Genomic DNA, 20,596 nt, shown 5'->3' with positions numbered 1-20,596 from the left:
AATGGATAGTACGATAATTATAGAAAAAGGAATTTTCATTGTCATCATCTTTGCAATAACAATGCTGATGGCGATGTATTCTACGCTTGCGGAAAGAAAAGTTGCGGCTTGGCTTCAAGACCGAATCGGTCCGAACAGAGCCGGAAAAGGAGGAATCCTGCAACCACTTGCCGATGGTCTGAAGCTATTCTCAAAAGAAGAATTCTTGCCAGACACGCCAAACAAATTCCTATTTGTTGTTGGCCCTGCAATTTCGATGAGCGTAGCCTTAATGACAAGTGCCGTTATTCCTTGGGGAGACAAGCTGCATCTATTTGGAAGAGATATTATCCTGCAAGCCACCGATATTGATGTTTCCATCCTATACATATTTGGAGTATTGTCAGTCGGTGTTTACGGAATCATGATTGGAGGCTGGGCTTCTAACAACAAATTCTCGTTGATGTCTGCCATGCGTGCGGCTTCGCAGATGATTTCGTATGAAGTAGCTATGGGACTTTCAATTATTGCTTTGTTGATGATGGAAGGTACCTTGAGCCTAAGAGAAATTTCAGCGAACCAAAGCGGCATGCACTGGAATGTGTTCTATCAGCCGATTGGCTTTATCATTTTCTTGGTATGCTCTTTTGCAGAAACCAACAGAACGCCTTTCGACTTGGCAGAATGTGAGGCCGAATTGATCGGTGGTTACCATACAGAATATTCATCTATGAGAATGGGATTCTATTTATTTGCGGAATATGCAAGTATGTTCATCTCATCAACTATTTTAGCAGTCCTTTATTTTGGAGGCTACAACTATCCAGGAATGGAATGGGCTGTTGAAAACTGGGGTGTGAATCCTGCTAATGTGATCGGAATCATAGTATTGTTTATAAAAATCTGTTTCTTCATCTTCTTCTTCATGTGGGTAAGATGGACAATTCCGAGATTCCGTTATGACCAGTTGATGCGCTTGGGATGGAAAATTTTAATTCCGTTAGCGATTGCCAATATTGTAGTAACCGGAGTTGTAATTTTATTATTTGACAGCTAATTAGTTAAGATTAATATAAAGATTGACGGAAGTTTACTTCCACAAAATCTGAAACCATATATCAAAATGAGTATAGAGACTATATCATTATCGGGCAGAAAGAAAGAGGTTTCCAACAAAAAGATGACCTTTTTAGAAAGCCTTTATCTTGTAGCGATCGTGAAAGGATTGTTTATTACGATCAAACACTTGTTCACGAGAAAAGTAACCATTAAATATCCAGAGCAGGTTCGTCCAATGAGTCCAGTGTATCGCGGACAGCACATGCTGATGCGTGATGACGAAGGCCGTGAGCGTTGTACTGCTTGTGGTTTGTGCGCTCTTTCTTGTCCTGCCGAAGCTATTACGATGAAAGCAGAAGAAAGAAAACCAGACGAAAAACATCTTTATAGAGAAGAGAAATACGCTTCAATCTATGAAATCAACATGTTGCGTTGCATTTTCTGCGGTCTGTGCGAAGAAGCTTGTCCAAAACAAGCTATTTACCTGACTACATCTAAAAAGATTGTAAAAGCAGACTACGACAGAGGTGAATTCATTTATGGAAAAGATAAATTGGTGATGCCTTTAGAGCAGGCTTTGAATAACACTAAATTGAAAACGGCTAATTAATATGTTGACAACTGTATTTTATATTTTATCCGCGATTACTTTAGCAACAGCGTTCTTGACGATTTTGACAAAGAATCCTATTCATAGCGCTATTTATCTAGTAATCTGCTTCTTTTCGATAGCCGGACACTACCTGCTTTTTAACGCACAGTTCTTGGCGGTTGTACATATTATAGTATATTCTGGAGCCATCATGATCCTGTTGCTCTTTACGATAATGTTGATGAATCTCAACAAAGAAGATGAACGGCATAAGAGCGGGCTCACTATAATTGCTGCAGTGGCTTCCTTCTGTCTTGTAGCCTTTGTACTTTTGGCGGCTTTCTTAAAATCAATGCCGATCATAGAAGAATATTATGTTTCAGGCGAAGATTACCAATCCATCAAAGTCTTAGGCCAAGTCTTGCTTGACGAGAAAAATGGCTTTATGATTCCGTTTGAATTTGCTTCGGTATTATTACTAGTATCCATGATTGGAGCCGTATTGTTGTCTAAAAAAGAAGAAAAAATAAGCTTATAGTTATGCAGAATGTTTTACAACAAATAGGTATTGAAAACTACATTTATCTTTCTACACTCTTATTTTGTATCGGGATATTTGGTGTTTTGTTCAGAAGAAATGCCATCGTAATGTTTATGTCAATCGAAATCATGCTGAATGCAGTAAATCTTTTGCTGGTTGTTTTTTCGACCTATCATCAAGATGCTTCAGGACAAGTATTCGTATTTTTCTCTATGGCTGTTGCTGCCGCAGAAGTTGCTGTAGGATTAGCTATTTTGGTCGGAATCTACAGAAACATTCATTCGATTGATATTGATAAATTAAAAAATTTAAAAGGATAATCCCTAATGGAGACAAGCTTACTCTTACTTTTATTATTGGCCCCATTTGCAGGGTTTCTATTTAATGTATTTCTAGGAAAAAAGGTCAGCCGCAATGTTTCTGGAACAATTGGGACAATCGCTGTTGCCATTTCTTTTGCAGTTGCATTAAACTTTTTCTTTCAAATAAATAACACAAAGCAGCCTATACAAATTGATTTATTTCATTGGATGACCCTTGGAAATTTCAATGTTAATTTCAGCTTCCTATTAGATCAGCTTTCAATTCTTTGGTTGCTATTCGTAACAGGAATCGGAACGTTGATTCATATCTACTCTATAAGCTATATGCACGATGATGAAAATCTGCATAAGTTCTTTGCCTACCTTAACCTATTTATCTTCTTCATGATAACATTGGTTACAGGTTCTAACCTATTGATCATGTTTATCGGATGGGAAGGCGTTGGATTATGCTCTTACCTCCTAATCGGATTCTGGTATAAAAACCAAGACTATAACGATGCGGCTAAAAAAGCATTCATCATGAATAGAATTGGAGATTTAGGATTCTTAATCGGAATCTTCACGCTTGGATATTTATTCAGTTCTGTTGATTTCGCTACAATCAAAACCGCTGTCGCTACTGGAAAATCAGTTGATTTAGGATGGTTAGGTTTTGGAACATTATGTCTTTTCATTGGTGCATCTGGAAAATCAGCGCAAATTCCATTATACACTTGGTTACCTGATGCGATGGCCGGACCGACTCCTGTTTCTGCGTTAATCCACGCTGCAACCATGGTAACTGCCGGGATTTTCATGATTACTCGCTTAAACTTCTTATTCAATCTGACGCCAGATATCCAAATGGTTATTGCTATTATTGGTGCCGTGACTTCTTTGGTTGCCGCATTAATAGCTTTAGTACAGAATGATATTAAAAAAGTATTGGCCTACTCTACCGTTTCACAGCTTGGCTTGATGTTTTTGGCTTTAGGTCTAGGAGCTTATGAAATTGCCGTTTTCCACGTAATTACGCATGCTTTCTTCAAAGCTTGTCTGTTCTTAGGTTCTGGTTCTGTAATCCATGCCATGCACGGAGAACAAGACATGAGAAAAATGGGCGGCTTGAGAAAATACATGAAAGTGACTTACATTACTTTCTTGATTGCGACATTAGCGATTTCTGGTATTCCGATTTTTGCAGGTTTCTTCTCTAAAGACGAAATCTTGATGGTTGCTTTCCATGAAAATAAAGCCCTTTGGGTGATTGCTTCTTTAGCTTCGATCATGACGGCTTTCTATATGTTCCGTTTGTTGTATTTGACTTTCTTCAAAGAATTCAGAGGAACAGAAGAGCAAAAACACCATTTGCATGAATCTCCAAGCCTCATTACTTTTCCATTAATCATATTGGCAATTCTTTCGACGGTAGGAGGTTTTATCAGCTTCCCAGGACATAGCTGGTTGAACGAATATCTAAAACCAATTTTTATCGGAGCAAGAGAAGAGCATCATTTAGACGGTACCACTTATATGTTGATGGGAATCGCAGTTGTTGGTGCCTTGATCGGTATCGGAATTGCGTATTCAAATTACATCAAAAAATCTCAAGTGCCTAGCGAAGACAGCGAAATCACTGGATTTTCAAAAGTTTTATATAATAAATTTTATGTAGATGAAATTTATATGGCGGTAATCGTGAAGCCTATCTATGCTATAGCCAGCTTCTCGAAAAACTTTATTGAAACAGCCTTGTCTGGATTTATTTTCGGATTAGGAAAAGTGACAAATATGGTCGGGACACAAGGAAAAGTACTCCAAAACGGAAGCGTTGGGTTTTATCTTTTCGCTTTCGTAATCGGAACTGCTTCAATTATCGCTTATTTATTTTTAGCACAATAATTCATCACTAATGGACGTATCTTTATTATTAATTATTTTATTAGTCGGAGCAATTGCTACTTTTCTATCCGGAGACAAATGGGCTTCTAAAACAGCTTTGCTATTTAGCCTTGCCGCTTTCGGCGCCTCAATATATCTTTTGACCTTATATAATTCAGGACAAAACATCAGCTTGATGCTACAATGGGTAGCAATGCCTAAAATTTATCTGGCACTTGGTTCTGATGGCTTGTCTATGGCTTTGGTTCTTCTTACTACTGCCCTGACACCGCTGATTATATTTTCGTCTTTTGGAAATTCATACGCTAAATCCAAGAATTTTTACGCCTTGATCTTGTTCATGGTTTTTGCCATGGTCGGAACTTTCTTAAGTGCTGATGGATTCTTATACTATATTTTCTGGGAACTTTCTTTAATTCCTATTTACTTTATCGCCTTGATTTGGGGAGGCGGCAATCCGCAAAGCAGAAAAAAAGCAGTCGTGAAGTTCTTTATTTACACTTTCGCCGGATCTCTGTTCATGCTGGTTTCATTTATCTACCTCTATCAAAAAGCGGGAAGCTTCCTTTTGAGTGATTTGATCAACGTAAAATTGACTTCTCAAGAGCAGTTATGGATATTCTTAGGCTTCTTTTTAGCATATGCGATAAAGATTCCGCTTATTCCTTTCCATACATGGCAGGCAAAAGTATACCAAAAAGCACCAGCCGTCGGTACCATGCTTTTATCAGGTATTATGCTAAAAATGGCGCTGTATAGTATCATCAGATGGCAACTACCTCTTGCTCCAATTGCAGCAAAAGAATATTTATTCTATTTTGTAGGGTTGAGCGTAGCAGGCGTAGTATATGGTTCTATTGTTGCCTTGAAACAAAAAGACATCAAAAAACTATTGGCCTATTCTTCTTTAGCTCACGTTGGGTTAATTGCAGCCGGAACGTACACTTTGACTTTAGACGGTTTGAGAGGAGCGGTCCTTCAGATGCTTGCGCACGGTTTTGGAGTAGTCGGCTTGTTCTTTGCCGCAGAAATTATTTCTAGAAGATACACTACAGGAAAAATTTCCGAAATGGGAGGTATCAGAATACAAGCGCCAAAGTTCACTTCTATGTTTATGATATTAGTGTTGGCTTCTGTGGCATTGCCAGGGACCTTTAACTTTGTCGGAGAATTCGAATTGCTTTACAGCTTGGCACAAAGAAGTGTAACCATTTGTATTATTGGTGGAACAACAATCATCTTGGGAGCTTTTTATATGCTGAGAATGTTCCAAAAGGTAATGTTGGGAGATAAAAACGAAAAGTTTTTTGCAGATATCAATGTCAATGAAGGTATTGTAATGGTAATAATTATCGGTGTCTTATTATTTTTCGGATTGTACCCGAAACCGATTATCGATTTGATTACGCCAAGCCTTCAAGAGGTCATAAAAGTTATAAACAGAATTTAATTTAGTCAGATATAAAATGTATACATTAATAGCTATTGCCGTATTAGGGGTTTTATGCCTTATAGCTGAAATTTTCAACGTAAGAAAAGCAATTGTTCCTGTAACAATTATTGGCTTGCTTGCTACCTTGGGACTAACAGCGACTGGATTAAATGGATCAGCAGATACTTACAATAATATGATTGTTGATGATAACTTTTCAACTTCATTTTCTTGCCTGTTTATTTTATTGACAGTGTTTCTAATAGCCTTGACACCGAGCTTTCACGAGAAACAAATACACAAAATATCCGATTTCGTTTCTATAAAATTGTTCCTTTTGACAGGAGCCATTGCTATGGTTGCTTTCGGGAATCTCGCAATGTTCTTCCTTGGAATTGAAATCCTTTCCATCTCTTTATACGTTTTAGCAGCAAGCAATCGCTTGAGCTTAAAAAGTAACGAGGCCGGAATGAAATATTTCCTGATGGGAGCTTTCGCTTCAGGTTTCATTTTATTCGGAATTGCCTTAATTTATGGTGCTATCGGTTCATTTGACATGGCAGTTATTCAAGAAGCAGGAACTTCTGCTGATGTAGAAGACTGGTTTTATATTGGAGCCATCTTATTGAGTATTGGTATGCTTTTCAAAATCGCAGCAGTTCCATTCCACTTTTGGGCTCCTGACGTTTATGAAGGTTCGCCTGCCTTGACAACGGCTTTGATGAGTACGTTGGCAAAAGTGGTTGCAATGGCCGCTTTCTTCAAATTGGTACGAGCAATGAACGTCAACCTGCCAGAATCTTCACAAACAGCTTTGATGATTGTTTCTATCCTTTCGATGACTATCGGAAACATTATGGCATTAAAACAGACAAATGTGAAAAGAATGCTGGCTTTCTCAGGTATTTCACATGCAGGATTTATGTTGATGGCGCTTTTGGCCGTTTCCACTTCTGGAGGAATTCTTCTTTACTATACTTCAGCTTATGCCTTGGCAGGAATTGCAGCATTCTCAGTAGTGCTATATGTTACAAAAAACAAAGACAACGAAGATATTTTCAATTTCAACGGACTAGGAAAAACGAGTCCTTTATTAGCAGCAATCCTAACAGGAGCTTTGCTTTCTATGGCTGGAATTCCGATTTTTTCAGGATTCTTTGCTAAAGTTTTCTTGTTCGGACAAATGCTAAAAGCCGGGCACATCATCTTGGTAATCATCGCTGTCATAAACTCTATCATCAGCGTGGGCTACTATTTCAAATTGATTCTTGCCATGTATACTAAAGATGCCACAGAAAATGCAAAATCTGTTCCTTTTGTATATAGCGCTGTTGCTACAGTTGCTATCTTATTGAACATCGCATTAGGACTTTACCCTTCTTTCTTGCTAGATTTACTGACATAGAAGCTTAACAATACATTATACCGAAAACCATCAGTTAGTTCTGGTGGTTTTTTTTATATAATTTCTTACGATAATTTTTTCAACATTAACTTTTGTCAAACAGTAGTTCTTAGTCGTTTAGGTTAATTTTGTACTATGTATGCATTAGTCGACTGCAATAATTTTTATACTTCCTGCGAAAGGGTTTTCCAGCCACAATATAATGGAAAGCCAGTTGTCGTCTTGTCTAATAATGACGGGTGCATCATATCTCGAAGCGATGAAGCAAAAGCTTTAGGTATCCCCATGGCAGCTGCTGAATTTAAGATACGAGAAATGCTAGCTCAAAATAATGTAAAAGTATTTTCCTCTAATTATGCCTTATATGGAGACATGAGCCAGCGTGCCATGGATGTAATGAGAGAATTTACTCCGCATGTTGAAGTATATAGTATTGATGAAGCTTTCCTAAATTTCGAGGGGATGAATATCTCTGACTATGATGATTATGGAAAACAGATCAAAACTAAGCTTATGAAAGGCCTCAGCCTGCCCGTTTGTATTGGTTTTGCTGCAACTAAGGCATTATCAAAAGTCGCCAATAAAATTGCACGAAAATACCCAGAAAAAACCAATGGAGTGTATGTGATAGATACAGAAGAAAAACGTATCAAAGCACTAAAATGGACCAAAATAGAAGCTGTTTGGGGCATCGGTTATCGGATGAAGAAAAAAATGAAGGCCAAAAACATACTGACTGCTTATGATTTTACAGAACCATTTCATGAAAATTGGATAAAAAAAGAAATGGGCGTCATAGGCCTCCGCCTTAGAAAAGAACTATTGGGAGAATCGGTCTTAACGATAGAAGAACCTTCCGATAAGAAAAGTATCGCTATTACCCGAAGCTTTCCGAAACAGCTGACCGATTTTGATTCGTTGAGGGAACGGATTTCGACTTTTGCTTCAGTCTGTGCCGAAAAGCTGAGACAGCAGAATTCGTGTTGCCATACTATAATCGTTATGCTTTCAACCATGGAGCACAAAACGCCAACAACGAAGGAGTATTACCATCACGCTGTCACACTGCCTTTCGGGACCAATTCTACGCTCACAATAAACCAAGCGGCTCTGAGGATTCTAGAAAAGTTATACGAAGAAAACAAAGGACAGCGATTTCAAAAAGCCGGCGTAATCGTAACCCAGCTGATTAATACAAACGAGAAGCAGCTTCATCTATTTGAAGAAGAAAACCCAAAACACCACCTGTTGATGAAAGCGATTGACAACATAAACACCAAAATAGGAAGCCGCAAAGTCAAACTAGGGATACAAGATTCCCAAACATGGAACATGAAACAAAATATGCTTTCTCCGAAATACACGACCCAATTCGATCAAATTCTAGTAGTAAAATGCCATTAGAACCCAAACATACAGATAAGAAGCTCATTTTTTTTAAGCCTGATCTCGAAAGCGACATCAGAATACCTTATGTCTCTCAAGGAGTTTCAGCTGGATTCCCCTCTCCTGCATTAGATTTCCTAGAAACTTCTATCGACTTGAACAAAGAATTGATTGAAAATCCAACGACTACATTTTATATAAAAGTTGAAGGCCATTCCATGACGGATGCCGGAATAAATGACAAGGATATCTTAATCGTTGATCGAAGCCTAGAGCCGGCGGACAAAGAAATTGCAATTTGTTTTATCGACGGAGAATTTACGGTAAAAAGATTAAAGCTCGAAAAAGATTGCTTATATCTGATGCCTGAAAATCAGAAATACCAACCCATAAAAGTTTCGGAAGAAAATAATTTTATAATCTGGGGCATCGTTACTTACGTAATCAAGAAGATATAAAAAAAACCTCTGATTTCTCAGAGGTTTTACTTTAAAGTACCTGGAGTGGGAATCGAACCCACACACCTAAGTACACGAGTTTGAGTCGTGCGCGTCTACCAATTCCGCCATCCAGGCAATTGATGTGTTTCAATTGTGGGTGCAAATGTAAAAAAAATAATTTCATTTAAAACAAAAAATAGTTAAAAATATTCTTTCAGAGTTGGATTTTATTCCTAAATTTGCACCTCGTTTACACAACACAACACTAACTAACTACTAAACAACATTTTAAAATGCCGCACCAAGAACCAGAAGCAAAAATATTTGCATGTTCTCAAAGCGTACATTTAGCCGAACAGATAGCTAAGAGCTATGGCGTGGAGCTAGGTAAAGTAACGTTCTCTAAATATAGCGATGGCGAGTTCCAGCCGTCTTTCGAAGAATCAATCAGAGGATTGAGAGTCTTTTTAGTTTGTTCCACTTTTCCAAGTGCAGACAACCTGATGGAGCTTTTGTTGATGATTGATGCCGCTAAAAGAGCTTCAGCCCGTCATATTACGGCTGTAATTCCTTATTTTGGCTGGGCTAGACAAGACCGAAAAGACAAGCCACGTGTGCCGATTGGAGCGAAATTAGTTGCAAAACTATTAGAAGCTGCCGGAGCTACGAGAATCATGACAATGGATTTGCATGCCGACCAGATTCAAGGTTTCTTTGAAAAGCCAGTAGATCATTTGTTTGCATCGACTATCTTCTTGCCTTATGTTAAGAGCTTGAATTTAGAAAATCTTACGATTGCATCTCCTGACATGGGAGGTTCAAAAAGAGCCTATGCCTATTCTAAATTTTTAGAATCGGATGTTGTAATCTGCTACAAGCAGAGAAAAGCAGCAAACGTGATTGAAAGCATGGAATTGATTGGAGAAGTGACAGGAAGAAATATTATTCTTGTAGACGACATGATCGATACCGGAGGAACTTTGGCAAAAGCTGCGGATTTGATGATTGAAAAAGGAGCATTGAGCGTAAGGGCAATCTGTACTCACGCTATTTTATCAGGCGAGGCTTATGAGAAAATTGAAAACTCGCAATTAAGCGAGCTGATTGTTACCGATTCTATTCCGTTGAAGAAAGAATCGAAGAAAATCCGAGTGGTGAGCTGTGCGCCTCTTTTTGCAGAAGTAATGCAAATGGTACAACACAACAACTCTATCAGCGGTAAATTTTTGATGTAGAATTTTTTTATTAATTATATATATTTACAATGAAATCGATTACAATTAAAGGATCAGAAAGAGAAAGCGTGGGCAAAGTAGCTACTAAGGCCTTACGTAATGCTGGAATGGTTCCTTGCGTTTTATACGGAGGAGATCAACCAGTGCATTTTTCTGCAGAAGAAAAAGCATTCAAAAACTTGATTTACACTCCAAACGCTCACACAGTTGTGATCGAACTTGAAGGTGGTAAAACATTCAACGCAGTATTGCAAGACACTCAAGTGCACCCTGTTTCTGACAGAATCTTGCACCTTGACTTCTTCCAATTACACGATGACAAAGAAATCACTATGGAAGTTCCAGTGAAAGTAACTGGTGTTTCTCCAGGTGTACTTTTAGGAGGTGTATTGCGTTTGAACCAACGTAGACTGAAAGTAAAAGCGCTTCCAAAAAATCTTCCAGATTTCGTAGAAGCTGAAATTTCAGGTCTTGAAATGGGTAACAAATTATACGTTACTAAATTAGTTTCTGACAACTACAAATTGCTTCACCCAGACAACACAGTAGTTGCACAAGTGAGAATCTCACGTGCTGCTATGAAAGCTGCTCAGGAAGCTGCAAAAGCTGCAAAAGCTCCAGCAAAAGGAAAGAAAAAATAATTTTCACCTTAGATTATATCAAAAGCATCAGCCAAAAACTGATGCTTTTTTTATGTAATAGAAATTCGGATAGAAAAACTATTTTTACGAAATGAAAAATTGGATTTTCAACATCTTTAAAAAAGAACACAAAACAAATTCAGACCCAATGAAAAAATTTCTAATCGTTGGCCTTGGTAATATTGGCGCAGAATATGTAAACACAAGACACAACATCGGATTTAAAGCAGTGGATCATTTGGCCAGAAAGGAAGGTCTTGATTTTCAAACCGTAAAACTTGGTGCAATGGCCGAATACAAACTCAAAGGAAGGACGATTTTTCTTTTAAAGCCAAATACCTACATGAACCTCAGCGGCAAGGCTGTCAAGTATTGGATGGACAAAGAAAACATTCCAGCTTCCAATATTTTAGTAATCACCGATGATTTGAATCTTGCATTTGGAACCGTACGAATCAAGCCTAAAGGAAGCGATGGCGGGCACAACGGACTGAAAAGCATACAACAGACGTTAAATTCATCAGACTATCCAAGATTCCGATTCGGAATTAGCGACGAATTTAAAAAAGGAAAACAAGTAGATTATGTGCTCGGAGAATGGAACGAGGAAGAAAAAGCAAAGCTCACGGAAAGACTTGACCTTGCGGCAGAAATCATCCAATCGTTTGCTTTGTCAGGGCTCGACAATACCATGAATTCTTTTAACGGAAAATAATGGCTTTCTTTTTGCTATCTTTAATACAATAAAACAAAACACCATGAAAAAATCCATACTTTTCCCGATGATGATACTGACAATCTCATGTTGCAGTACAAAATCTACTACAACTATGGCAAACGGTAATGAAAAGACAAAAATAGAAAGTCCTTGTCCCGAAAATGGAATTTGTACTTTTGAGATACTTCAAAACAAAAGCATGAATGTAAAAACGGACGGCATTGGCAAGACCTATTACGAACTGGTAGAAAATCCAGATAAAGTTGTTTTTCTTTACAAGTATCGAGAAAAAATAGAAGACACCACGTTGCAAGACGCAGGCTATAGAGAAGAAATTGTTTTTGAAATGAATAAAGATTATTCCGATTTTACTTTCTCAAATAAACAACTTCAAAATACCAAAATGCTTTTTGGAGTGTTCTGCTTCTGCAAGGGCAAGGCTGGAAATTACAAAGTAACCGAAGGCAGTCTCACTAAAAAGAATTCTACATTGCAAATCGATTTGCCGAAAATTGTAGATAATCAGATAATTCGAAACGTAAAAATAAGTTTATAAAAAAAAGGGAACTCAATGAGTTCCCTTTTTAATTTTAGCAGTATAAGAAAATTATTCAATAACGATTTTCTTAACTTCTTTTTTATCTCCGTCTTGAACAGTTACAAGATAAATACCTGCTTGTGTATTATTCAACTCAAGGCTTTGAGAGAATAATCCTGAATTTTGATATGATTTTTCAAAGATTTGTCTTCCTCTCATATCGTGTACTCCTACTTTAATTTCGTTGCTTGAATCTGAATCAAACTGAATATTGAAAGTACCATTGTTTGGATTTGGATAAATTTTGAAATCTTTTAATCCGAAATTTGGAGCATTTAAGACAGCTGTTTGTCTACATACTTCAACTGACCACGAGTTTAGGTTTCCTGTATCGCCTAGGAAGAAATCATTTATCTTCAATTGCCATTCGCCGGCCATTGGTTTTCCATTCAACGTAGAAAGCGCTCCAGTTGGCCTGAATGTTCCAGAAGTAATAGGTGCTGCACATACAATATTTGGCGACCCATCGTTAAAAAGGATATTATATCCAAGTTGACCATTACAAATTCTACCTCCAAGAATTACTTCTGTCCCGTCAGGATGTCTTACAAGAGAAACCAAGTCTCTAATCCATGTATGAGTTACATTAACCCTAACATTCACATCAGTTATATTTCCCGTATCCGCAATAGTAATTGGAGAAGTTACGTATGGACCAGGCGTTGAAACATCTGGATTTGGTCCATCAGGTATAGGCATTACAGTACTGTTTGTATATGTCGTACAAACGTTTTCTATCGTATATCCAATAGCAAAAGGTCTAGCATTTAGTGCATAATAAATATTACCTACAGCTTCAACCATAATTCTACAGAAAGGAGCTGCAGTATTAGGAACTGTAATAGCCTCACTTCCATCATTAGGAGTATTAGCTAATAATGTAGAGTATGTCTGTCCGCCATCGGTAGAAAGCAAGATATTTACATTTGCTGTATTAAATGGAGCAGCAGTAGTTGCTCCTACATTCCAAGTAATCGTTTGTGTTTGACCTTGCGTCCAAGAAACTCCATCTACATTTTGTGATGTTACAGTAAAAGGAGCAGATGCTGTACTCGTTGTAACGGTCATGTTACGTCTTGCTGTCTGTCCTCCATTTGGAGTTCTGTTATCTCTAACAGTTAATGCAAAACTCATTGTTTTAGCAACTGTCGGAAGTACTTCCCAAGTTCCGTAAGTATTCAACAAAGAAGGGAAATACCTGTTTGGTGATGTGGTCGGCGATAATGACCTAAAGTTTGGATTCGCAGTTGAAGTCGCATTAGGTACGTCTGTAGTTGATCCAGCATTTGTTTGTTCCCAGCAGTAAGTAAGCGCGTCACCATCAGCATCTGTTGCTGATCCTCTCAAAACGAAAGGAGTTCCGGCTGGAATCGTATAGTTTGTCAAAACTGGAATTACAGGAGCCGCGTTATTATTTGGCACATTTACTGAACATGTTCCTCCTGTAGTCACAAAAGAAAACATCTGAGTCAAACTTACTGTATGGAAATAAGCATCAGAGTTATTTTGAACATCAGGAGCACAAATTCCTGCATACCCCATGATCGTACTAGCACTACCTGGTTCAACCGCAGTAGTTGCTGTTCTATTACAATCGTTATTTTGAGTATGTGTAGCTCCAAATTGGTGACCCATTTCGTGGATTACATAATCAATATCAAATTGATCGCCCACTGGATTTGGTTGTCCTGTTACACCTCTTGCTTTATTAGCACCACAAACAGAACCTAATTGAGCAATTCCATTATCAGAAGTACAAACACCGTGACCAATATCATAATTAGCTGCTCCAATATTTGCATCCACAATCGCCTGCATTTCATTAATCATTACAGGAGGATTGTTAGTAAAACTATCAGCATCAACGAAAATTACGTTTTCATTAGTTGCAACCAAAACTAATTTTAAAGACATATCACGCTCAAAAACAGAGTTAACTCTTGTTACCGTAATTGCCATTGCTGCTAAAACCGCAGCTTTCTTTTGGGCTAATGTTGCTGTTGGGCTCAAAGTTCCTGCTGCTACTGCTGCATTGACATGAAAAGCGGCATACTCGATTGTACACGCCATAGCAAGTCTATACGTTCTAAATGTTCCGTCGTTTGCAAATGCTGCATTCGAAAATTCATGTCCTCTGCCTTCTAAAGCATCTTCTGTAGTTCCGCACTCAAAGCTTCTAGTTGAGCTAACACTAGATCTGTTGTAAACAATATAATTATTCAAATCCTTTGTATAAGGATCGATATATTTTGTTCCTTTATCAGACATAATCATAGCATGTACTCCAAAAATTGTCGTACTGAGATGAATGGTAGCATTAGGATTATCTATTCCTTGTCCAACATACGATTGGATTTCAGAATGTCTTGCTGCTAATTCTTTTTCCATTACAGAAGATTGATAAATTCTGTAATTTTCGAATTTACCTTCAGCATTTGGAAAAGCAATCACAACATCGGATGTTCCCATGTTTTCTCTAGATGGAGCCGCTTGAAGCTGTGTTTTCAATCTGGATACATCCAACTTATAGATCTGATATTCTTTTGGCATGGTGCTTCTGTCAGCCTTTTCTAAAGCATTCAAGCTCCCTGCAGAGGCTTTTGTCCAAAGCGGTGACTGTGCATAGCCCACAGAAAACGCAAAGACAAAAATGAGTAAGAGTAGATTTTTTTTCATAATATATTATTGGTTATCAAACAAAAATAATGATTTATATGTATAATCTAATTATTTAACAATAAAAAAAGGAGACACTTAACAGCGTCTCCTTTTTATCTAACAGTTTAGAGTTCTACTCTATAACTATTTTTTTCACTTCTTTTTTGTCACCATCTATTACATTGACAAGATAAACGCCAGACTGAACATTATTCAACTGAAGGTTTTCAGAAAATAATCCAGTGTTTTGGTAGGATTTATTGAAAATCTGTCTACCGCTTATGTCATAAATCGCAATCTTGATCTCATTGTTTGATTCAGAATTAAACTGAACATTAAAGTTTCCTTTATTTGGATTCGGATAAATCTTGAAATCAGCAAGGCCAAAGTTTTGAGTACTCAAAACCATAGTCTGCGAACAAACTTGAATCGACCAAGAGTTTATTGTTCCTGTTTTGGTTGCAAAACCATCACCTACAAGCAATCTCCAGTTTCCGTTAGCAGTCTTACCGATAAATGGAGCCAAAGGCTGTAAAGGCTTATAGGTTCCAACCGTTGGATTAGTACAAGCTAATGCTGGAGCACCATCTTTAAATGTAACATTCATAGCGCCAACAAAATTTGTCGGAACATAGCAGTTATATCCCCATACGATTGACTGTGTTGCATCAGGGTGGTTCAATGCAATAATCCAATCTGAAACGTCTGGATGAGTTCCGTTTACAGTTACTGTTACTTCAGAAATCGTTACCGCACTTGGAACGTTAATTATAGAAGATGAAATAGGACCATTACCCGCATCGGTAGTTCCGCTTCCGTCAGCAACATTAAAAGGAGTATTATTTGTATATGTATTACATGTAGTAGTTACTGTATAACCAATAGCAAAAGTTTTAGCGTTAACTGCATAATAGATATTGTTTGCAGCCTCAACCATAATTCTACAGAAAGGAGCCGCAACATTAGGAACTGTAATAGGTTCGCTTCCATCGTTTGGAGTATTGGCTAATAATGTAGAGAACGTAAGACCTCCGTCAGTAGACAATAAGATATTTACGTTAGATGTATTAATCGGAGCTCCTGTAGTTCCAGCCACATCCCACGTAATCGTTTCTGTTTGACCTTGAGTCCAAGAAATTCCATCTGTGTTTTGAGATGTAACTTTGAAAGGACCTGTTGCGTCGTTAAACGTAACCGTCATGTTTTGTCTTGCTGTCTGTCCTCCATTTGGAGTCCTGTTATCTCTAACTGTTAATGCAAAGCTCATTACTCTCGCTACAGAAGGAATGACTTCCCATGTAGGAGTCAAATTTCCGCTAAGCACGCTTGGCAATGCAGGCATGTATCTGTTAGGAGAAGTAGATGGAGATACCGATCTAAAGTTAGGGTTTGAATCTGTTGAAGTAGCACTAGGATTTACAGCAGTAGCTCCTACAGTAGTCTGTTCCCAGCAATACGTCAATGCATCACCATTAACGTCAGTTCCGTTCCCTTTTAATACGAAAGCAGTCCCTTTTGGAATTGTATAACTTGTCAGTGGGCTAATTACCGGCGGATTATTTCCATTATTTACACCCGCAACACAATTTCCAGTTCCTGCTATATGAGCCACCATTTGACTTATGCTCACCGCATGGAAATAATCATCAGAATGATCTTGAACATTTACCGCGTCGCAAATTCCGGCATACGCCATTACAGTAGTTCCACTACCTGGCTCAACAGCAGTAGCCGCATTACGAGTACCTGGATCACCAATACTTGGGTCTGGAAGTGTACAGTTTCCTCCTTCACCGTTAAATGTATGAGCAGCTCCAAACTGGTGGCCCATTTCGTGCGCCACAAAATCAATATCATAAGCATCAGCTACTGGTTCTGGCGAACCTGTAATTCCTCTTGCTTTTTGACCTGTAACACAAACAACTCCTAATCCTGCAAGACCTCCACCACCTGTACTTACAGTATGCCCGATATCATAATTCGCGTTACCTATTGCAGTATTGATTACGCTTTGACTTTGTGTTATTAACTGTCCCGCAACATCATTAGTGAAATTATCTGAATCTACGAAAATAATACTCTCATTGTTTGCAACTAGTTGCATTCTCAAAGACATATCTCTTTCATAAACACTATTTACACGAGCAACTGTCACGTTCATAGCCGCCAAAACAGCTGCTTTCTTTTGAGCAAGTGTTGCTGTTGGGCTTAAAGTTCCTGCTGTAACCGCGGCATTGATATGAAAAGCGGCATATTCAATCGTACAAGCCATTGCCAAACGATAGGTTCTAAATTTTCCATCGCTAGCCGCTGTAGAAGGAGGAGGCACCATTGCATCATTATCCTCTACATGACATTCAAAAGCTTGTCTTTTAGGCAAGCTAGACTTATTGTAAACGATATAATTTTTAGAATCGCTGGTGTAAGGATCTATAAAAGAAGTTCCTTTTCCTGACAAAGTCATCGTATGCAGACCAAAAAGCGTGGTCGTAAAATGAATTTTGGCAGTCGGGTCATCAATTCCTTGTCCAATATAAGATTGGATTTCAGGATGTTTTGCCGCCAATTCTGGCTCCATTACAGAAGATTCATAAATTCTGTAGTTTTCCAATTTTCCTTCAGCATTTGGAAAAGCAATCACAACACCAGAAGACTGTGTATTTTCCCCAGAAGGAGCATACTCAAGTTGTGTTTTCAATTTAGAATAATCAAGCTGATATAGCTGATATTCTTTTGGCATAGAGGTTCTAGTCGCTTTTCTCATAGCGTCTAGGCTCTGTGCAGATGTTTTTGTCCATAGCGGCGATGACTGCGAATAGCCCGCAGAAAACGCAAAGACAAAAACGATTAAGAGTAAAATTCGTTTCATAATATATTTAGTTTATAATCCAAAATTAATCATTTATGCGTATATTCTAATTATTTAACAATAAAAAAAGGAGATACTCAAAAGCACCTCCTTCTTATCTAGTTGAATTTAGATTTTTATTCTATGACAATTTTTTTCACTTCTTTTCTGTCGCCATCGATTACGTTGACAAGATAAACTCCAGATTGGACGTTATTCAATTGCAGCTTTTCAGAAAACAATCCTGTATTTTGGTAGGATTTATTAAAAATCTGTCTGCCGCTTATATCATGAACACTAATCTTGATCTCATTACCTGATTCAGAATTAAACTGAACGTTAAAGTTTCCTTTGTTTGGATTTGGATAAATCTTGAAATCAGCAAGACCGAAATGATCAGTCCCCAACATCATGGTTTGCGTACATATAGTAACTGAAAATGAATTCATGGTACCTGTATCTTGAGCGCCTAAATCAACAACTCCTAATATCCAGTTTCCTTGCGAGTTTTGCCCATTGAAAGAAGACAAAACATCTTCTGGCAATACATTTCCAAGAATGGTAGTCGAGCAAACAGCGCTAGCTCCATCTTCGTCAAATACAGCATTGAGGTTGTCTGTAACTCCGTTATTGGAGCAGCCTTGGTTGAACAAAGTAACGACAGTTCCTGCTGGGCTCACTACGGCAATATTTAAATCTGAAAGCCAAGTATGCGTAGCATTCACTGCAACTTTAACGTCTGCTATTTCTCCCGTAACAGGTACATTTAACTGTCTTGTCGTATAGCTGTTCCCGTTATCTGGAATCGCAAAAGGAGTCGTAAAACTATACGTCTGGCATGAAGTCGTAACATCATATCCTATTGCAAACGGCTTCGAATTAACCGCATAAAATTTATTATTCGTAGGCTCGATTAGCAACCTGCACTTTGGCACAGAAGTCCACGGAGCTGTAACAGTTGCTGTACCGTTATTAGGAACATTTGATGCCAAAATAACCGGAAAGGTCAATCCACCGTCGGTAGAAAGTTTTATGTTAACATTTTGGGCTCCCGGCAATGTATTCGTATTGTTTACTGCCCAAGTAATGGTTTGTGTAGAACCTAATGTCCAAGATTGACCAACCGTGTTTTGTGATGTAAATTTAAAGGGACCTATGGAATCGTCAAAAGAAACAACCATATCATCACTCTTATTTGCCGCTCCGCCAATCTCGTTATCTCTAACCGTAAACCTGAAAGTTAAATCACGAGAAACTTCCGGAACCTTTTGCCATTTATCGCGCTGGATTCCTTTTTGAACAACAGACTCAAGACTAGGGAAATAGGTAGTCGGAGATGCTGATGGAGAAAAGGACCTAAACATTGGTCCTTCTACACTTGTAGCTTCTGGAAACATCTGGCTTTCATCAGTTGCAGAATCCATCTGTTCCCAAACATATGTCAGTCCATCAGAATCCGTATCTGTACCAGCTCCTGTCAAATAAAATGCCGTTCCTATCGGAAGAGGAATATCCGCACCTGCATTTGCTGTCGGTACAGCATTGTTGATTATTGTCGTCGTCGGACACGTTTTTGTCTTTATATTGGCTGTCACTTGCTGAATGCTTGCCGCATGAAAATACGGATCGCTATGCGGCTGAACATCTGTAGCAGGACCTGTAATTCCTGCATAGCCCATGATGGTCGTTCCGCTTCCAGGCTCCACATTTACATTTGTCCCTTCTATAGCAATAGAATACGTATGATTAGCCCCAAATTGGTGCCCCATCTCATGCACGACAAAATCAATATCGAAATTATCTCCTGTTGGAGTGACACTGGTAGTAAAACCAGTTCCTTTATTGCTGTTGCAAACACAGCCGATACATCCTGCATTTCCGTTATTTCCAATGGCGCTCATCAAATGTCCAATATCATAATTAGCAAGGCCTATGTTGGCATTTAACGTATTTCTCAATGCCGTTGCCCAAGTATTCTGTGCATTGTATGGATCTGTAGCTGCGTTTAAAAAAATAACTGAATCATTGTTGGCAACCAATACCATATTAAGCTTGAAATCATTTTCAAACACGCCATTGACCCTTGTCAGTGTTGCATTCATGGCGGCATTTACCATTGCTAGCGTTCCTCCGTGAAAAGTAGAATACTCGCCACTAACAGAAAGTGCCAATCTGAATGTTCTTAACATATTATCATCAGCGTCCAACAACTGGTTTTCTTCAGAAAAACTTCTTCCCAAATCCATAGCCTCATCTTCGGTAAGGCATGTAAATGCTTCGCCGCCTCGTATCGATTTGGATTTATTAAAAACCAGATAAAAATTGTTGTCAGAAGTATACGGATCAATGATGGTTACTCCATTACTACCTGAACGGATCATAGCGCTCAATCCCTTTTCAGGCGAAACACTAAATCGAATAATGTTTGTAGGATTCTTAATGGCTTTGGCGACATACGAACGGATTTCAGGATACATGGCCTGAAGTTCTTTTTCCATTACTGGAGCTTCTAGAACTCTATAGTCTTCCATCTTTCCTTCATGATCTGGAAACGAGACTATAGTAGCAGAAACACCATTAAACTCGCTTCGCAAAGGAGCATCTTGCAATTTAGCTCTAAGTCCTTCTAAGTCTAATTTATAAATTTTGAATTCTGAAGGAAGCGAAGATCGCTGCACTTTTTTAAATACCGCCGTGCTGGCGTCGTTTGAAATTGCCCATAAATCTTTGGACTGGGCAAAACTGCCTAAGCTTGTCAGCAAGGTCAGTGCTAAGAGTAGTATTCTTTTCATGGTTGTGTTGGGTAAATTTTCCCAAATTTACTATATAAAGTTTTAGGACGGAAGTTTTTCTACTT

The 20,596-nt window shown here is 38.3% G+C and carries 16 protein-coding genes and 1 tRNA gene; 13 read left to right on the top strand and 4 right to left on the bottom strand.

The window, feature by feature from the left end; all coding sequences use genetic code 11:
• Position 1: 1 nt before the first annotated feature.
• The 9 genes from nuoH to GGR22_RS08540 all read left to right on the top strand — a co-directional run bounded on the left by nuoH (position 2) and on the right by GGR22_RS08540 (position 9,059).
• Positions 2-1,036 (top strand): NADH-quinone oxidoreductase subunit NuoH, encoded by a 1,035-nt coding sequence (gene nuoH / locus GGR22_RS08580; protein WP_182493300.1) that lies wholly within the window; start codon positions 2-4, stop codon positions 1,034-1,036.
• A gap of 66 nt (positions 1,037-1,102) precedes the next feature.
• Positions 1,103-1,648: an NADH-quinone oxidoreductase subunit NuoI gene (gene nuoI, locus GGR22_RS08575; protein ID WP_121375922.1), complete on the top strand. Its 546-nt coding sequence runs from the start codon at positions 1,103-1,105 to the stop codon at positions 1,646-1,648.
• A gap of 1 nt (position 1,649) precedes the next feature.
• Entirely contained in the window at positions 1,650-2,168 is a 519-nt protein-coding gene (locus GGR22_RS08570; protein ID WP_121375921.1) for an NADH-quinone oxidoreductase subunit J family protein, read from the top strand.
• A gap of 2 nt (positions 2,169-2,170) precedes the next feature.
• Entirely contained in the window at positions 2,171-2,491 is a 321-nt protein-coding gene (gene nuoK / locus GGR22_RS08565) for an NADH-quinone oxidoreductase subunit NuoK (protein ID WP_121375920.1), read from the top strand.
• A gap of 6 nt (positions 2,492-2,497) precedes the next feature.
• Positions 2,498-4,378 carry an NADH-quinone oxidoreductase subunit L gene (gene nuoL / locus GGR22_RS08560; RefSeq protein WP_182493299.1) on the top strand — a complete coding sequence of 627 codons (1,881 nt, stop codon included), beginning with the start codon at positions 2,498-2,500 and terminating at the stop codon, positions 4,376-4,378.
• A gap of 10 nt (positions 4,379-4,388) precedes the next feature.
• Positions 4,389-5,828, top strand: coding sequence for a complex I subunit 4 family protein (locus GGR22_RS08555; protein ID WP_182493298.1), 1,440 nt, complete (start codon positions 4,389-4,391; stop codon positions 5,826-5,828).
• Positions 5,829-5,844: 16 nt separating this feature from the next.
• Entirely contained in the window at positions 5,845-7,215 is a 1,371-nt protein-coding gene (locus tag GGR22_RS08550) for an NADH-quinone oxidoreductase subunit N (protein ID WP_182493297.1), read from the top strand.
• Between the two features lie 135 nt (positions 7,216-7,350).
• Positions 7,351-8,619: a Y-family DNA polymerase gene (locus GGR22_RS08545; protein WP_182493296.1), complete on the top strand. Its 1,269-nt coding sequence runs from the start codon at positions 7,351-7,353 to the stop codon at positions 8,617-8,619.
• Positions 8,610-9,059: a LexA family protein gene (locus tag GGR22_RS08540; protein ID WP_182493295.1), complete on the top strand. Its 450-nt coding sequence runs from the start codon at positions 8,610-8,612 to the stop codon at positions 9,057-9,059. Before GGR22_RS08545 ends, GGR22_RS08540 begins: the two co-directional genes overlap by 10 nt.
• A gap of 37 nt (positions 9,060-9,096) precedes the next feature.
• Here GGR22_RS08540 and GGR22_RS08535 read toward each other — a convergent pair.
• Positions 9,097-9,176: transfer RNA gene (locus GGR22_RS08535), tRNA-Leu, on the bottom strand.
• Between the two features lie 158 nt (positions 9,177-9,334).
• Here GGR22_RS08535 and GGR22_RS08530 point away from each other — a divergent pair.
• From GGR22_RS08530 to GGR22_RS08515, 4 genes are all read left to right on the top strand, one after another.
• Entirely contained in the window at positions 9,335-10,276 is a 942-nt protein-coding gene (locus GGR22_RS08530; RefSeq protein ID WP_121375914.1) for a ribose-phosphate pyrophosphokinase, read from the top strand.
• A gap of 29 nt (positions 10,277-10,305) precedes the next feature.
• Positions 10,306-10,917: a 50S ribosomal protein L25/general stress protein Ctc gene (locus tag GGR22_RS08525; protein ID WP_121375913.1), complete on the top strand. Its 612-nt coding sequence runs from the start codon at positions 10,306-10,308 to the stop codon at positions 10,915-10,917.
• 91 nt (positions 10,918-11,008) lie between these two features.
• On the top strand, positions 11,009-11,632 hold the full coding sequence (gene pth, locus GGR22_RS08520) for an aminoacyl-tRNA hydrolase (RefSeq protein WP_182493294.1): 624 nt from the start codon (positions 11,009-11,011) through the stop codon (positions 11,630-11,632).
• Between the two features lie 43 nt (positions 11,633-11,675).
• Positions 11,676-12,191 carry a hypothetical protein gene (locus tag GGR22_RS08515; RefSeq protein ID WP_182493293.1) on the top strand — a complete coding sequence of 172 codons (516 nt, stop codon included), beginning with the start codon at positions 11,676-11,678 and terminating at the stop codon, positions 12,189-12,191.
• Positions 12,192-12,242: 51 nt separating this feature from the next.
• Here GGR22_RS08515 and GGR22_RS08510 read toward each other — a convergent pair whose 3' ends face one another.
• The 3 genes from GGR22_RS08510 to GGR22_RS08500 form a co-directional block, all read right to left on the bottom strand.
• Positions 12,243-14,909 carry a zinc-dependent metalloprotease gene (locus GGR22_RS08510; protein ID WP_182493292.1) on the bottom strand — a complete coding sequence of 889 codons (2,667 nt, stop codon included), beginning with the start codon at positions 14,907-14,909 and terminating at the stop codon, positions 12,243-12,245.
• Positions 14,910-15,024: 115 nt separating this feature from the next.
• Positions 15,025-17,760 (bottom strand): reprolysin-like metallopeptidase, encoded by a 2,736-nt coding sequence (locus GGR22_RS08505; RefSeq protein WP_182493291.1) that lies wholly within the window; start codon positions 17,758-17,760, stop codon positions 15,025-15,027.
• Between the two features lie 116 nt (positions 17,761-17,876).
• On the bottom strand, positions 17,877-20,531 hold the full coding sequence (locus GGR22_RS08500; protein ID WP_182493290.1) for a zinc-dependent metalloprotease: 2,655 nt from the start codon (positions 20,529-20,531) through the stop codon (positions 17,877-17,879).
• Between the last annotated feature and the right edge of the window lie 65 nt (positions 20,532-20,596).

Origin of the sequence: Flavobacterium gossypii (genome assembly GCF_014138495.1) — a bacterium.
In the GTDB taxonomy this organism is placed as follows: Bacteria; Bacteroidota; Bacteroidia; order Flavobacteriales; family Flavobacteriaceae; genus Flavobacterium; species Flavobacterium endophyticum.
The sequence above is the reverse complement of the archived record's forward strand: the minus strand, read 5'-3'. Positions and strand labels throughout refer to the sequence as shown.